Genomic DNA, 15,146 nt, shown 5'->3' with positions numbered 1-15,146 from the left:
CGGCGGTGGCCGTCCCGGGGGCGGTGGTGGCCGCGGTGGAACCGCGGGTGCCTTCGGCCGTCCCGGTGGTCCGGCGCGCCGCGGCCGCAAGTCGAAGCGGCAGAAGCGCCAGGAGTACATGGAGAACATGCAGGCGCCGTCGGTCGGCGGCGTCCGCCTCCCGCGCGGCAACGGGGAGACCCTCCGCCTGCGCCGCGGTGCTTCGCTGACCGACTTCGCCGAGAAGATCAACGCCAACCCGGCCTCGCTGGTGCAGGCGATGTTCCACCTCGGCGAGATGGTCACCGCGACCCAGTCCGTCTCCGACGAGATCCTCGAGCTGCTCGGCCAGGAGATGAACTACAAGGTCGAGATGGTCAGCCCGGAGGACGAGGACCGGGAGCTGCTGGAGTCGTTCGACATCAGCTTCGGCGACCCGGGTTCCTCCGACGAGGAGCTGATGTCGCGTCCGCCGGTCGTGACCGTCATGGGTCACGTCGACCACGGCAAGACGCGGCTGCTGGACACCATCCGGAAGGCCAACGTCCAGGCGGGCGAGGCCGGCGGCATCACCCAGCACATCGGCGCCTACCAGGTCATGACCGAGCTGGAGGGCACCGAGCGGCCGATCACCTTCATCGACACCCCGGGTCACGAGGCGTTCACCGCCATGCGTGCCCGCGGTGCGAAGTCGACCGACATCGCGGTGCTGGTCGTGGCCGCCGACGACGGCGTCATGCCGCAGACGGTGGAGGCGCTCAACCACGCCCAGGCGGCCGGGGTGCCGATCGTGGTCGCGGTCAACAAGATCGACGTCGAAGGCGCCAACCCGGCGAAGGTCCGCCAGCAGCTGACCGAGTACAACCTGGTGGCCGAGGAGTACGGCGGCGAGACGATGTTCGTCGACATCTCCGCGCGCCAGGGCACCAACATCGAAAGCCTGCTGGAAGCGATCCTGCTGACCGCCGACGCCACCCTGGACCTGCGGGCCAACCCGAGGATGGAGGCCCAGGGCGTCGCGATCGAGGCGCACCTGGACCGCGGTCGCGGTCCGGTGGCCACGGTGCTGGTGCAGCGCGGCACGCTGCGGGTCGGTGACTCGGTGGTCGCCGGTGACGCCTACGGTCGCGTCCGCCGGATGATCAACGAGCACGACGAGGACGTCACCGAGGCGCTGCCCTCGCGTCCGGTGCAGGTCATCGGCTTCACGTCGGTGCCGGGTGCCGGTGACACCTTCCTGGTGGTCGACGAGGACCGGGTCGCCCGGCAGATCGCCGACCGGCGCGGTGCCCGCATCCGCGAGGCCCAGAACGCGGCCAAGCGCAAGCGGGTCAGCCTCGAGGACCTGGACAAGGTGCTCAAGGAGACCAACCAGCTGAACCTGATCATCAAGGGTGACAACTCGGGTACCGTCGAGGCGCTCGAGGAGTCCCTGACCAAGATCGAGGTCGGCGAGGAGGTCGAGCTCCGCGTCATCCACCGCGGCGTCGGTGGCATCAACGAGAGCGACATCAACCTGGCGACCGCCGAGAACACCATCGTCCTGGGCTTCAACGTCCGGGCCGAGGGCAAGGCGGCCGAGGTGGCCAACCGCGAGGGCGTGGAGATCCGGTACTACTCGGTCATCTACCGCGCGATCGAGGACATCGAGCAGGCCCTCAAGGGCATGCTCAAGCCCGAGTACGAGGAGGTCGAGCTCGGCCGGGCGGAGATCCGCGAGGTCTTCAAGTCGTCCAAGGTCGGCACGATCGCGGGTTGCATGGTCACCGACGGCATCATGCGGCGCAACGCCAAGGCGCGTCTGCTCCGCGACAACGTCGTGGTCGCCGAGAACCTCACCGTCAGCTCGCTGAAGCGGTTCAAGGACGACGCGACCGAGGTCCGCGACGGTTTCGAGTGCGGTCTGACCCTGAGCTCCTACAACGATCTCAAGGTCGACGACATCATCGAGACCTACGAGATGCGTGAGAAGCCCCGCGCCTGAGCAGTAGTCTCCGGGGGTCGCTTCGGCGGCCCCCGGAGTTCCTGCGGCGAGGGAAACGCCTATGTATGTCGCTGTTCTGGAGCTGGACGTGCTGCTCGGCGACGTCCGTTCGCTCAAGCAGAAGCGGTCCGTGGTCCGGCCGGTGGTGGCCGAGCTGCGGCGCCGCTACGAGGTGGCCGTCGCCGAAGCAGGCGACCAGGACCTCTACCGCCGGGCCCGGATCGGCATCGCGACCGTGTCCGGGGACGCCGCGCACGCGAGGCAGGTGCTGGACGCGTGCGAGCGCACCGTCGCCGGGCGTCCCGAGCTGGAACTCCTCTCCGCCCGCCATCGCCTGGTCGGGCCTGAAGACTGACCCGGAGCCCCCGAGCTCCGACATCCCCGAAGGAGGTGCGCCGTGGCCGACACCGCGCGCGCCCGCAGACTCGCGAAGCGCATCGCCCAGATCGTCGCGTCCGGCCTGGAGTACGAGGTCAAGGACCCGCGGCTGGCGATGGTGACGATCACCGACGCCCGGGTCACCCCGGACCTGCGGGACGCCACCGTCTACTACACCGTGTTCGGCGACGACGCCGACCACGCCTCGACCGCCGCCGCGCTGGCCAGCGCCACCGGGGTGCTGCGGTCCAGGGTGGGGCAGCAGACCGGGGTGCGGTTCACCCCGACGCTGACCTTCGTCGCCGACACCGTGCCCGACGACGCGCGGCGGCTCGACGAGCTGCTGGCCAAGGCGCGGGAGGCCGACGCCGAGGTCGCCCGGCTGGCGTCGACCGCGGAGCACGCGGGCGACGCCGACCCGTACCGGGCGGACACCGAAGATGACGTCGAGGACACCGAGAGTGCCGAAGTCGACGCCGATGTGCGGCGTGGGCCACAGAGTGGTTGAGTCCGGGCGCGTGACGCACCAGCGTCACGGGTGTCCGCGCGAAGCGCGGATGCGGTATCCGGGATTCCTGTGCCGCGACACCAACGCGAGCCACGGATTTCCATGGAGGTGAGCCGGTGAGCGGCCATACCGCGCGGTCCGACCTCGCGACGGCGTTGACCGACGCGGCGCGACTGCTGTCCGACGCCCAGGACGTGACGCTGTTCGCGCACATCAACCCGGACGCGGACGCGCTCGGCAGCGCGCTCGCGCTCGGCCGGGCGTTGCGGGCGCGCGGTGCGACCGCGCGGGTGTCGTTCGGCTGGCCGGGAGAGCCCCCGGTGTCGCTGCGCAGCCTCGACGGCGACGGGCTCGTGGTGCCCGCCGACGAGGTCCCGGCCGCCCCGCCGACGCTGGTCGTGTGCGACACCGGCAGCCTCCAGCGGCTCGGGCCGCTGTCGGACCGGGTCGCGGCGACGATCGCGGCGGGCGGTGACGTGGTGGTGATCGACCACCACGTGGCCAACACCCGCTACGGCACCCACCACGTGATCGACGAGCACGCCGAGGCGACGGTCCTGATCGTCCTGCGGCTGCTGGACGAGCTCGGCGCCGAGGTGGACCTGCCGATCGCCCGCTGCCTGTACGCGGGCCTGGTCACCGACACCCGGTCGTTCCGGCACGCCAGCGCCGACACCCACCGCGCGGCGGCGCGGCTGCTCGACGCCGGGGTCGATCCCGAGGCCACCACCCGGCCGCTGCTCGACACCCACCCGTTCCGCTGGATGGGGATGCTCTCCGGCGTGCTGGGCGAGGCGAAGCTGGAGGAGTCGGCGGCGGGCGGGCTCGGTTTCGTGCACGCCACCGTGCGGCTGGAGCACGCCGCGGGGCTGGGCAGCGAGGAGATCGACAGCGTCATCGACGTCGTGCGCACGACCAGCGAGGCCGAGGTCGCCGCAGTGCTGAAGGAGACGGCGCCGGGGCGCTGGTCGGTGTCGCTGCGGGCGGACAGCCTCGTCGACGTCGGCCGCGCGGCGGCGGCGTGCGGCGGTGGCGGGCACCGGCTGGCGTCCGGGTTCACCGCCGAAGGCGAGCCGGAGGACGTCCTCGCCGCGCTGCGCAAGGCGCTCGACGAGGCGCCGCGGCTCGGCTGACGGAGTCGGTTGATCACGGGGATCTCCCGGGCTCGGACGGTGCCGGTCGCGGCTGCGGGCTGTTCTTACCGAGGCCGGGAGCGGTGTTGATCACGGTTCGTCGCTGCGGGGGATCGGGCAAGGAACTTGGACGGCGTCGGCTGCGGCGCGCGGTTCGTCGGCGCTGAGGCGATGCGAAGCCCGCGCGGTGTCGACCCCCGCCGCCCAGCACGCCTGTCCGCTCAGGCGCGGCGGCGGGCGCGGAACGCGGCGACGTGGACGCGGTTCGCGCAGCGGGCCGAGCAGTAGCGCTTGGCCTGGTTGGTCGAGGTGTCCAGGAAGTAGGTCCCGCAGCCGTCGGCGCCGCAGCGGCCCCAGCGCCGGGTGCCGTGCGCGACCACGCCCTGCGCGAGGCCCCACGCGGCGGCTGCCGCGACCTCGGTCGCGGGCGGCGCGTCGGGTCCGGCCACGTGCACGTGCCAGTTCGGCACCCCGGGCGCACCGCCGTGCCCGGACAGCCGGGGGCGGGGCGGGTGCGTTTCGAGCAGCCGGTTGGTCTCGGCGAGCACCGCGTCGTGATCACCGCGGATCATCGCGTCCAGCGCCCGCCGCAGGCCCGCCGCGACCTCGCGGAGCACGTCGAGGTCGCGTTCGTGGAGCCGGTCGGCCCACCACGGTTCGTCGTGCAGCGCCGCGCGCAGGTCGTCGAGCCCGCCGAAGTCGGCGTTGGCGAGCCGGAGCGCGACCTCGGTGTAATCAGCGTTGTCCATGAGCGATCCTTACCGGTACCCTGCGTCAGGGGCCAAACCGTTGTTCGCAGCTTACCGGGAGTGGGTGTGTCCGAGTCGCAGGTGTCCGCGCGGCGATTGCTCGCGCTGGCCGTTCCGGCACTGGGCGTGCTGGCGGCAGAACCGCTCTACGTGCTCGTCGACACCGCGGTGGTCGGACACCTCGGCGCCGTCCCGCTGGCCGGGCTCGCCCTCGGCGGGACGCTGTTCACGCTGGTCTCCTCCCAGCTGACGTTCCTCTCCTACGGCACCACCGCCCGCACCGCGCGCCTGCACGGCGCCGGCCGCCGCGCCGACGCCGTCGCCGAAGGCGTCCAGGCGACCTGGCTGGCCGTGGGCGTCGGCGTGCTCCTGCTGCTGCTCGCGCAGCTGCTCGCCGTTCCGGTCGCCGAGGCGCTGGCCGGGCCGGGGCCGATCGCCGACGCCGCCGCGACGTGGCTGCGGATCGCGCTCATCGGCGCGCCGATGGTGCTCGTGACGATGGCGGGCAACGGCTGGATGCGCGGTGTGCAGGACACCGTGCGCCCGTTGCGCTACGTGCTGGCGGGCAACGGCGTTTCCGCGGTGTTGTGCCCGGTGCTGGTGTACCCGGTCGGCTGGGGGCTGGAGGGTTCGGCGATCGCGAACCTGGTCGGGCAGAGCATCGCCGCGGCCCTGTTCATCCGGGCGCTCGTCGTCGAGCGCGTCCCGCTCAAGCCGCACTTCGGCACGATGCGCGCGCAGCTGGTCATGGGCCGCGACCTGGTGCTGCGGACGCTGGCGTTCCAGGTCTGCTTCCTGTCGGCCACCTCGGTCGCGGCCCGCACCGGAGCGGAGGCCGCCGCCGCGCACCAGGTGGTCTGGCAGCTGTGGAGCTTCCTCGCGCTGGTGCTGGACTCGCTGGCGATCGCGGCGCAGTCGCTGGTCGGCGAGGCGCTTGGCGCGGGTTCGCAGCGCCGCGCGAAGGACATCGCGAAGAAGGTGACCTGGTACAGCCTCGGGTTCGGCGTGCTGCTCGGCGTGGCGTTCGCGGCACTGGCGAGACTGCTGCCCGCGGTGTTCACCAGCGACGCCGCCGTGCTCGCCGAGGTGCCGCACGCCTGGTGGTTCTTCGTGGCGATGCAACCGGTCGCCGGTGTGGTCTTCGCGCTCGACGGGGTCTTCCTCGGCGCGGGCGACGCGGCGTACCTGCGCACCGCGACGATGCTCAGCGCCGCGATCGGCTACCTGCCGCTGATCTGGGTCTCGCTGGCGATGGGCTGGGGGCTGGCCGGGATCTGGACCGGGCTGAGCCTGTTCATGGTCCTGCGGCTGGTGACGCTGCTGCTGCGCGCCCGCTCCGGCCGGTGGGCCGTCACCGGTGCCGCGCCGGTCGGCGCGACGGCCGCGTGATCACCAGAACCAGTCGCTCTCGCGGATCTGGCGCATCGCCTCGCGGCGCCGCTGCGGGTCGAGCCGCTGCACGTAGACCACGCCGTCGAGGTGGTCGGTCTCGTGCTGGAGCGCGCGGGCCATCAGGCCGCTGCCGGAGACGGTGACCGGTTCGTTGTCCAGGTCGACGCCGCGCACCACCGCGTGCCGGGCGCGCGGAGTGTCGAACCACAGGCCCGGCACCGAGAGGCAGCCCTCCGGACCGTCCTGCTGCTCCTCGGAGACCTCGACCAGCTCGGGGTTGATCACGTAGCCGATCTCGCCGTCGACGTTGTAGCTGAACGCCCGGATGCCCACGCCGATCTGCGGCGCGGCGACCCCGGCGTGGCCGGGCGCGTCGACGGTGTCGAGCAGGTCGGTGATGATCGAGCGCAGCCGGCCGTCGAAGGCGGTCACCGGTTCGGTGCGGGTGCGCAGCACCGGATCGCCGTACCGCCGGATCTCCCGGAACGCCACCGCGGCACCTCCCGTTGTTCGCGCGTTCACCCTATCGGCGGCCGGTTGCCGGGCCGGTGAACGGGTCGGGGATGATGTGCGGCCGTGTCAGAGCGTTCTCGTCGGAATCGTCCCGCCGTCCCGCCCGGCCTGCTCGTGGTCGACAAGCCCGCGGGCATGACCTCCCACGACGTCGTCGCCCGGGTGCGGCGGATCATGGGCACCCGCAAGGTCGGCCACGCCGGGACGCTGGACCCGATGGCGACCGGCGTGCTGGTGCTGGGCCTGGAGCGGGCGACCAAGCTGCTCGGCCACCTGGCCATGGACACCAAGGCGTACCTGGCGACCGTCCGGCTCGGCGCGGCGACCACGACCGACGACTCCGAGGGCGAGGTCCTGTCCGAAGTGGACGCGTCCGGCGTGGACGAGGCCGCGGTGCGGGCCGGGATCTCCGGGCTGACCGGGGACCTCCAGCAGGTGCCGAGCTCGGTGAGCGCGGTCAAGGTCAACGGGCGGCGGGCCTACGAGCTGGCCCGGTCCGGCGAGCAGGTCGAGCTGGCGGCGCGCCCGGTCACGGTGTCCCGGTTCGACGTGCTGGCGCTGCGCCGCGAGGAGCGTGCGACCGAACTGGACGTCCTCGTCGAGTGCTCGTCGGGCACCTACGTCCGGGCGCTGGCGCGCGACCTCGGGGCGGAGCTGGGCGTCGGCGGGCACCTGGCCGCGCTGCGGCGCACCAGGGTCGGCCCGTTCGGGCTGGCCACCGCGCGCACGCTGGAGGCGCTGGAAGCCGAGCCGGGGCTGTCGATGGACCTGGACACCGCGGTGCGCACCGCCTTCCCGCAGTCCGAAGTGGACGACGTGGCGGCGCGCGCGCTCGCGCACGGCCAGCCGATCCCGGCGGCCGGGCTGGACGGGACCTACGGGATCTTCGGTCCGGGCGGCCGGGCGATCGCGCTGGTCCGCGATCAGGGCGCGGTGGCCAAGCCGGTCCTGGTGCTCGCTCCTGCTTGATTCCGTAGCCCGAAAGAGTGTGTCGGGCGTCACAAAGTTGCAACTGGCGCTGACCTGAGCCGTCTCAAGATCAGATTCGAAGGACCGAGACGTTCAGGAGTGTTCATGCGCAAGCGATTAGTCGGGACGGTCGTCGCGGTGGCGGCGGGAATGGCGCTGAGCGGATGCGCGGCGGGTGGCCCGGAGGGCCCCAGCGCCCCCATCGGCGGGGGTCAGGCGCAGGGCCAGCAGGGGGGCCAGCCCGAGCAGGAGAGCCAGGAGCAGTCCAGTTCCGAGTCGGCGACCGGGGACAGCGGTGACAACGGCCGTGCCGCGCGGCCCTGCGAGGCGTCCGACCTCGACGCCAAGTTCTCCAGCCACGAGCAGGCCGGTGAGTTCGCCAGCAGCGGCAGCTTCTTCGTCACCAAGACCAGCAACGACATGACCCCGTGCGTGCTCGACGGATACGCCGACGTCAAGTTCATGGCCGGATCCGAGGGCGGCTCGACGCTGCCGGTCAAGGTCGAGAAGACCACCGACGACAACGGCCAGGCGGTGCCGATGGTGCTGGAGGGCTTCGGCGACCAGGCCAGCTTCAACCTGACCTGGACCGCGGCCCAGGGCTGCGGCGACACCCCCGGGGCGCTCTCGGTGACCCCGCCGGAGGCGGGCGAGGCCAGCGAGGTGCGGGTCAACACCGGCGCGGAGAACAAGATGAGCGTGTGCTCGGACTCGACCGTCCGGCTGGTCGAGTTCGGCGACTACACCGGTTGAGCAGCGGTCCTCGGCGCGCCACCGGCCGCCCGAACCGGTGGCGTGCCTGCGAGGCGGGGAGCAGTAGGCTGCCAACCGTGCAGCGTTGGCGTGGTTTGGAGCAGATCCCCGGCGGCTGGGGCAGGTGCGTGGTCACCATCGGGGTCTTCGACGGCATCCACAGAGGGCACCAGCAGCTGATCTCCCACGCCGTGCGGCAGGCGCGCGGCCGGAACCTGCCGTGCGTGCTGCTGACCTTCGACCCGCACCCGGCCGAGGTCGTGCGGCCCGGCAGCCACCCGGCCCAGCTCACCACCCTGCCGCGGCGGGCGGAGCTGGCCGAGGAGCTGGGCGTGGACGTGTTCTGCGTGCTCCCGTTCACCCCGGAGGTCTCCCGGATCCCGGCCGACCAGTTCGCGCACGAGGTCCTGGTGGAGCGGCTGCACGCGGCGCTGGTCGTGGTGGGGGAGAACTTCCGGTTCGGGCACAAGGCGGCCGGTGACATCGCGGTGCTCAACCAGCTCGGCGAGCGGTTCGGCTTCGAGGTCGAGTCCGACCACCTGCTGACCGGTCCCGCGCTGCGCGACGGCGCGGCCGACGGCTCGGTGACCTTCTCCTCGACCTACGTCCGGTCCTGCATCGACGCCGGTGACGTCGGCGCGGCCGCCGCGGCGCTCGGCCGCCACCACCGGCTGGAGGGCATCGTCGTGCGCGGTGCCGGCCGGGGCGGCAAGGACCTCGGCTTCCCGACGGCGAACCTGTCGACGCCGGCGTTCGCGGCGATCCCCGCCGACGGCATCTACGCGGCGTGGTTCACGCACCGTCGCCGCGGCGCGACCGAGCCGGGACCGGCGCTGCCTGCGGCGGTGTCGATCGGCAGCAACCCGACCTTCTCCGGGACCGAGCGGACCGTGGAGGCGTTCGTCCTCGACGTCGACGCCGACTTCTACGGCGAGCACGTGGAGCTCGATTTCGTGCGCAGGCTGCGCGGACAGGTGCGCTTCGACTCCGCCGACGACCTGATCGAGCAGATGAACCGGGACGTCGCGCAGGTCCGCGAGATCCTGCGGGCGGACGGGTGAGGCAGCGCACCCGGACCCCCGGACCGGCCCGTCCGGGCCGCACCCGTTCCGAGAGGTTTTCCGGTTCTCGTCCTCGCACAGAGCGTGACCTGGCAGTATTCAGGCCGGTATATCGCGAGGCGGCAGGTAGCGCGAGCGACGGCGGCACCGGGGGAGCGAAAGTGGAGGAACAGAAGAGCGTGCAGCGGAACCTGGCACTGCAGCGGCAGTGGTACGGGGAGCCCCTCGGCGACCGGGTGCGCAGGCTCGTGGTTGCGTTCCGCATCTCCCAGGCCCAGCTCGCCGACGTGCTCGGCATCAGCGCGCCGATGCTCAGCCAGGTGATGAGCGGCCGCCGCGCCAAGATCGGCAACCCGCAGGTGCTGGCCAGGCTGGTCATGCTCGAGCGCAAGGTGCTCATCCCGGGCGTCGCGGCGGGCGACTCCGAGGCGATGGCGCACGCGCTGGAGGACGTGCGCAACTCCCAGCCCGCCGTCGGCCGCGACAACCTGCCGGTGATGCACACCAACGGCGAGGAGAGCGCGTGGCCGATCCTGCGCGAGGTGGCGCGCCCGAACGAGCTGGAGGCCGCCGCCTCGATGATCGACGGCCAGTACCCGGCGCTGGCCCAGCTGCTGCGCCGCGCCGCCAACGTCGACCTGCCGTGACCGCCGGGTGACAGCCGCGCCGCGAGCTGCCACTGTCGGGCCATGCGCCTGTTCACCGCGTTGTGGCCGTCGGGTGCCGCGATCCGGCACCTGTCGTCCGCTGTGGACGCGGTCGCTCCGGACCGGCTGACCGAGGCGGCCGAGGGGCTGCGCAAGTTCCGGTTCGTCCCGTCCTCGCGCTGGCACCTCACGCTGTGCTTCCACGGCGACGACGCCGATCCCGACGAGGTCGGCGACCGCCTCGAACGCCGGATCGCCCGCCTGCCGCAGGCGGAGCCGCCCCGGACCCGGCTGCGCTCGGCGGGCACCTTCCGCGGCGTGCTCTGGATCGGTACCGAGGAGACCGACCTGCCCGCGATGCGCGCGCTGGTGCGGGCCGCCGGGGGAGACCCGCACGACTACCGAGGGCACATGACGATCGCCCGCTGGGCGCGCGGGCGCCCGCGCGGGACGCTGCTGCCGGAGCTGTTCGGCGACTACACCGGACCGTGGTGGAGCACCGCCGAGGTCTGCTTGGTCAGCAGCGAGCAGGGCGAGGGCGGACCGGTCTACCGGACCGTGCGCCGGGTTGCGCTGGCACGCCCTTAATCGGGGCGACCAGGGAGTTCACCTCCTCCCTGATATCCTGGCCGTGGTTCCGGCTGCAGTCCGTGGCGGCCGGGATCCGGTTCGCGCCCGCAGCCGACGGCTGCCAGGTCCCGGACCGTTCCCCCGGCGAGCGCCGGGCGTTGTGACCACGGGACGTAACGAGGAGTCAACTCGTGGCTTTGTCCACTGCAGAAAAGAAGCAGATCCTGGCCGACTACGGTCTGCACGAGACCGACACCGGTTCGGCCGAGGCCCAGGTGGCCCTGCTGACCCAGCGGATCATCGGCCTGACCGAGCACCTCAAGCAGCACAAGCACGACCACCACTCGCGTCGTGGTCTGCTGCTGATGGTCGGTCGGCGCCGCCGGCTGCTGAACTACCTGACCAAGGTGGACATCGAGCGCTACCGTTCGCTGATCCAGCGACTCGGTCTGCGTCGTTGACAGAAGCCGAGGGGAGTGGCCTTCCGGGCCGCTCCCCTCGGTGCATGAAGAGCAGGCAGCAACGCTGCCGCAAACTGCAGAGCGCTCACGGTGACAGCGGGCAAGCGTCCGCCGGTCCTCGGTAGTGGTCCCCGGGCTTGAGCTCCCGCGGACTTCGATCGATGGCCGGCCTCGTCGGACCACGACCCGGACGTGCTGCCGTGGGCCTCGTGACAACGAGGAGTATCGGCTTTGACTGAAGCGCAGTCGATTGACGAGGGCGTGTACGAGAGCACGGCCGTGCTGGACAACGGCGCGTTCGGCACCCGCACCGTCCGGTTCGAGACCGGCAGGCTTGCCAAGCAGGCCGCCGGGAGCGTCGTCGCGTACCTGGACGACGAGACCATGCTGCTGTCGGCCACCACGGCCTCCAAGCAGCCCAAGGAGCACTTCGACTTCTTCCCGCTGACGGTGGACGTCGAGGAGCGGATGTACGCCGCGGGCCGCATCCCCGGCTCCTTCTTCCGCCGCGAGGGCAGGCCCTCCACCGACGCGATCCTGACCTGTCGGCTGATCGACCGGCCGCTGCGCCCGTCCTTCGTGGACGGCCTGCGCAACGAGGTCCAGGTGGTCGTCACGGTGATGAGCCTGGACCCCAAGGACCCCTACGACGTGCTGGCGATCAACGGCGCCTCGGCGTCGACCCAGCTGTCCGGCCTGCCGTTCTCCGGCCCGATCGGCGGCACCCGGATGGCGCTGATCGACGGCCAGTGGGTGGCGTTCCCGACCTACGAGCAGCTCGAGCGCGCGGTGTTCGACATGGTCGTGGCCGGTCGCATCGTCGGTGACGACGTGGCGATCATGATGGTCGAGGCCGAGGCCACCGAAAAGACGGTCAACCTGGTCGCGGGCGGGGCGCAGGCCCCGACCGAGGAGGTCGTGGCCGCCGGTCTGGAGGCCGCCAAGCCGTTCATCCGCACCCTGTGCCAGGCCCAGCAGCAGCTGGCCGCGGCGGCGGGCAAGGCCACCGAGGAGTTCCCGGTGTTCCCGGCCTACGCCGACGACGCCTACACCGCCGTCGAGCAGGCCGCCTCCGCCGAGCTGGCCGAGGCGCTCAAGATCGCGGGCAAGCAGGAGCGCGAGTCCCGGCTGGACGAGATCAAGGCCGCCGTGCTGGACCAGGCCGCCACCGGCGAGGGCGAGCAGTTCGAGGGCCGCGAGAAGGAGATCGGCGCGGCGTTCCGCTCGCTGACCAAGAAGCTGGTGCGGCAGCGGATCATCCGCGACCAGGTCCGCATCGACGGTCGCGGCCTGACCGACATCCGCAGCCTGTCCGCCGAGGTCGGGGTCATCCCGCGGGCGCACGGCTCGGCGCTGTTCGAGCGCGGCGAGACCCAGATCCTGGGCGTGTCCACGCTGAACATGCTGCGGCTGGAGCAGACCATCGACTCGTTGTCCCCGGAGACGACGAAGCGCTACATGCACCACTACAACTTCCCGCCCTACTCGACCGGTGAGACCGGCCGGGTCGGCAGCCCGAAGCGGCGCGAGATCGGCCACGGCGCGCTGGCCGAGCGCGCGCTGATCCCGGTGCTGCCCACGCGCGAGGAGTTCCCGTACGCGCTGCGCCAGGTCTCCGAGGCGCTGGGCTCCAACGGTTCCACCTCGATGGGCTCGGTCTGCGCCTCGACGCTGTCGCTGCTCAACGCCGGTGTGCCGCTGAAGGCTCCGGTGGCGGGCATCGCGATGGGCCTGGTCTCCGACGAGCTGGTGGGCACTGACGGCAAGTCCGAAACCCACTACGTCGCGCTGACCGACATCCTCGGTGCCGAGGACGCGTTCGGCGACATGGACTTCAAGGTCGCGGGCACGAAGGACTTCGTGACCGCGCTGCAGCTGGACACCAAGCTCGACGGCATCCCGTCCGAGGTGCTGGCGCAGGCGCTGGGCCAGGCGCGCGACGCCCGGTTCACCATCCTGGAGGTCATGGCCGAGGCGATCGGCAAGCCCGACGAGATGAGCCCGCACGCCCCGCGGGTCACCTCGATCAGCATCCCGGTCGACAAGATCGGCGAGGTCATCGGCCCGAAGGGCAAGATGATCAACTCGATCACCGAGGAGACCGGCGCCGAGATCACCATCGAGGACGACGGCACCATCTACGTCGGCGCCGCCGACGGCCCGTCCGCGGAGGCCGCGATCGACAAGATCAACGCCATCGCGAACCCGCAGCTGCCCAAGGTCGGCGAGCGCTTCCTGGGCACGGTGGTCAAGACCGCCGCGTTCGGCGCGTTCGTCTCGCTGCTGCCGGGCAAGGACGGCCTGGTGCACATCTCCAAGCTGGGCAACGGCAAGCGCATCGGCAAGGTCGAGGACGTGGTCAACGTCGGCGACAAGCTGCGCGTGGAGATCGCCGACATCGACAGCCGCGGCAAGATCAGCCTGATCGTGGTGGACGACGAGGCGGAGAAGGCCGAGGGCTCGGACAAGCAGGACGAGGGGTCCGAACTTGAAGCGCCCGGTGGCGCTTCGAGTGACGCGTAGCGTCCTCCGCGCCTAGCGCGGATCCAGCGCAGAACACGTACGGCCCGTCCCGGATTCCGGGGCGGGCCGTATCGTTTGTCCGGACCTCGGTTGTGGGCGGAAAACCCGCTCACGGCCCCCGCGAACCGACAACCCGGGGACGATGAAGCAGCAGAACCACACAGAAGCCGGACATCTGCAGAGGCCGGGCACGACCCGAGTGCTCGGCCGCGGCGGTGACGGGGAGGCGATGCGGCGGACCGTGCTGCCCGGTGGGCTCCGGGTCGTGACCGAACCGGTGCCGGGAGCCCGTTCGGCCTCGGTCGGGATCTGGGTCGGGGTCGGCTCCCGCGACGAGTCCAGGCAGCAGGCGGGCGCCGCGCACTACCTGGAGCACCTGCTGTTCAAGGGCACCGCCAAGCGCACGGCGGTGCAGATCGCGCAGGAGATCGACGCGGTCGGCGGTGAGCTCAACGCGTTCACCTCCAAGGAGCACACCTGCTACTACGCGCACGTCCTCGACGAGGACCTGCCGCTGGCGATCGACATGCTCTGCGACGTCGTGTTCGCCGCCGTCAACACCAAGGCCGACGTGGACGTCGAGCGCAGCGTGGTGCTCGAAGAGATCGCCATGCGCGACGACGATCCCGAGGACCTGCTGCACGAGCTGTTCACCACCGCTGTGCTCGGCGACCACCCGCTGGGCCGGTCGGTGCTGGGCACCGAGGAGTCCATCGAGGGCATGAGCCGCGCGCGGGTGCACGGCTTCTACAAGAGCACCTACCTGCTGCCGAAGATGGTCGTGGCGGTGTCGGGCAATGTCGAGCACGGCCGGGTTCTGCGGCTGCTGCGCAAGGCCCTCGGCGACCGGCTCGACGGCGAGCGCCTGCCGTCGCCGCCGCGCGGTGGCCGCGCCCGGCTTCCGCAGCAGAAGGGCCTGGTGCTGCACGAGGACGAGACCGAGCAGGCCCACCTGCTGATGGGCTGCCGCGGCATCGACCGGCACGACGACCGCCGGTTCGCGCTGGGCGTGCTCAACGCCGCGCTGGGCGGCGGCATGAGTTCCCGCCTGTTCCAGGAGATCCGGGAGAAGCGGGGCCTGGCGTACTCGGTGTACTCCTCGACCACCGCCTACGCCGACGCGGGCACGTTCTCGGTCTACGCGGGCTGCATGCCCGACCGCCTCGGCGAGGTCGCGGCCGTCGTGCGCAGCGTGCTGGCCGGGGTCGCCGCGGACGGGCTGACCGACGACGAGGTCGCGCGGGGACGCGGGCAGCTGCGCGGCGGGCTGGTGCTGGGGCTGGAGGACACCGCGTCCCGGATGACCCGCATCGGCAAGAGCGAGCTGAACTACGGGCGGCACCTGAGCGTGTCGCAGACGCTGGAGCGCATCGACTCGGTGACCTCCGAGCAGGTCGCGGAACTGGCCGCGGAGCTGCTGCGCCGCCCGCTGACCACCACCGTGGTCGGTCCCTACTCCGACGTGCGGGACCTACCCGATGGGCTGTGACCGCGGGCCGGTCCGGCAGAATCGGGTTCGGCACAAC

Annotated in this window: 15 protein-coding genes; 13 read left to right on the top strand and 2 right to left on the bottom strand. The window is 71.8% G+C overall.

Going from position 1 to position 15,146, the window contains the following annotated elements:
• The 4 genes from infB to ABD691_RS07935 all read left to right on the top strand — a co-directional run.
• Window positions 1–1,963 (top strand): translation initiation factor IF-2 (infB, locus tag ABD691_RS07950; RefSeq protein ID WP_344678815.1); only part of this gene is annotated, 1,963 nt, incomplete at its 5' end.
• A 61-nt stretch (window positions 1,964–2,024) separates the two neighbouring features.
• Window positions 2,025–2,318 carry a DUF503 domain-containing protein gene (locus ABD691_RS07945; protein WP_344678814.1) on the top strand — a complete coding sequence of 98 codons (294 nt, stop codon included), beginning with the start codon at window positions 2,025–2,027 and terminating at the stop codon, window positions 2,316–2,318.
• 42 nt (window positions 2,319–2,360) lie between these two features.
• The gene (gene rbfA, locus ABD691_RS07940) at window positions 2,361–2,849 is read left to right on the top strand and encodes a 30S ribosome-binding factor RbfA (protein WP_344678813.1); all 489 of its coding nucleotides are present in this window, start codon (window positions 2,361–2,363) and stop codon (window positions 2,847–2,849) included.
• Between the two features lie 116 nt (window positions 2,850–2,965).
• Complete coding sequence (locus ABD691_RS07935) at window positions 2,966–3,982, top strand: DHH family phosphoesterase (protein ID WP_344678812.1); 1,017 nt, start codon at window positions 2,966–2,968, stop codon at window positions 3,980–3,982.
• 221 nt (window positions 3,983–4,203) lie between these two features.
• Here the strand turns inward: ABD691_RS07935 and ABD691_RS07930 are convergent, their stop codons facing one another.
• Window positions 4,204–4,731, bottom strand: a complete 528-nt coding sequence (locus ABD691_RS07930) for a CGNR zinc finger domain-containing protein (RefSeq protein ID WP_344678811.1) — start codon at window positions 4,729–4,731, stop codon at window positions 4,204–4,206.
• 66 nt (window positions 4,732–4,797) lie between these two features.
• On the opposite strand from ABD691_RS07930, the gene ABD691_RS07925 reads away from it, so the two are divergent.
• A complete protein-coding gene (locus ABD691_RS07925) occupies window positions 4,798–6,120 on the top strand; it encodes an MATE family efflux transporter (RefSeq protein WP_344678810.1) in 1,323 nt (440 codons plus the stop codon).
• Here the strand turns inward: ABD691_RS07925 and def are convergent, their stop codons facing one another.
• Window positions 6,121–6,615, bottom strand: coding sequence for a peptide deformylase (def, locus tag ABD691_RS07920; RefSeq protein ID WP_344678809.1), 495 nt, complete (start codon window positions 6,613–6,615; stop codon window positions 6,121–6,123).
• 84 nt (window positions 6,616–6,699) lie between these two features.
• Between def and truB the strand changes: the two genes are divergently transcribed.
• The 8 genes from truB to ABD691_RS07880 all read left to right on the top strand — a co-directional run bounded on the left by truB (window position 6,700) and on the right by ABD691_RS07880 (window position 15,109).
• Complete coding sequence (gene truB, locus ABD691_RS07915; protein ID WP_344678808.1) at window positions 6,700–7,605, top strand: tRNA pseudouridine(55) synthase TruB; 906 nt, start codon at window positions 6,700–6,702, stop codon at window positions 7,603–7,605.
• A 105-nt stretch (window positions 7,606–7,710) separates the two neighbouring features.
• Entirely contained in the window at window positions 7,711–8,358 is a 648-nt protein-coding gene (locus ABD691_RS07910) for a DUF4232 domain-containing protein (RefSeq protein ID WP_344678807.1), read from the top strand.
• 77 nt (window positions 8,359–8,435) lie between these two features.
• Complete coding sequence (locus ABD691_RS07905) at window positions 8,436–9,419, top strand: bifunctional riboflavin kinase/FAD synthetase (RefSeq protein WP_344678806.1); 984 nt, start codon at window positions 8,436–8,438, stop codon at window positions 9,417–9,419.
• Between the two features lie 161 nt (window positions 9,420–9,580).
• Complete coding sequence (locus ABD691_RS07900) at window positions 9,581–10,066, top strand: helix-turn-helix domain-containing protein (protein ID WP_344678804.1); 486 nt, start codon at window positions 9,581–9,583, stop codon at window positions 10,064–10,066.
• A 42-nt stretch (window positions 10,067–10,108) separates the two neighbouring features.
• Window positions 10,109–10,654 (top strand): 2'-5' RNA ligase family protein, encoded by a 546-nt coding sequence (locus ABD691_RS07895; protein WP_344678803.1) that lies wholly within the window; start codon window positions 10,109–10,111, stop codon window positions 10,652–10,654.
• Window positions 10,655–10,827: 173 nt separating this feature from the next.
• Window positions 10,828–11,097 carry a 30S ribosomal protein S15 gene (gene rpsO, locus ABD691_RS07890; RefSeq protein ID WP_344678802.1) on the top strand — a complete coding sequence of 90 codons (270 nt, stop codon included), beginning with the start codon at window positions 10,828–10,830 and terminating at the stop codon, window positions 11,095–11,097.
• Between the two features lie 231 nt (window positions 11,098–11,328).
• Window positions 11,329–13,620, top strand: coding sequence for a polyribonucleotide nucleotidyltransferase (locus tag ABD691_RS07885; RefSeq protein WP_344678800.1), 2,292 nt, complete (start codon window positions 11,329–11,331; stop codon window positions 13,618–13,620).
• 142 nt (window positions 13,621–13,762) lie between these two features.
• Window positions 13,763–15,109: a M16 family metallopeptidase gene (locus ABD691_RS07880; RefSeq protein WP_344678799.1), complete on the top strand. Its 1,347-nt coding sequence runs from the start codon at window positions 13,763–13,765 to the stop codon at window positions 15,107–15,109.
• The last annotated feature ends 37 nt before the right edge of the window (window positions 15,110–15,146 follow it).

This window comes from Saccharopolyspora taberi (assembly GCF_039534165.1).
Taxonomy (GTDB): Bacteria; Actinomycetota; Actinomycetes; order Mycobacteriales; family Pseudonocardiaceae; genus Saccharopolyspora_D; species Saccharopolyspora_D taberi.
The sequence above is the reverse complement of the archived record's forward strand: the minus strand, read 5'-3'. Positions and strand labels throughout refer to the sequence as shown.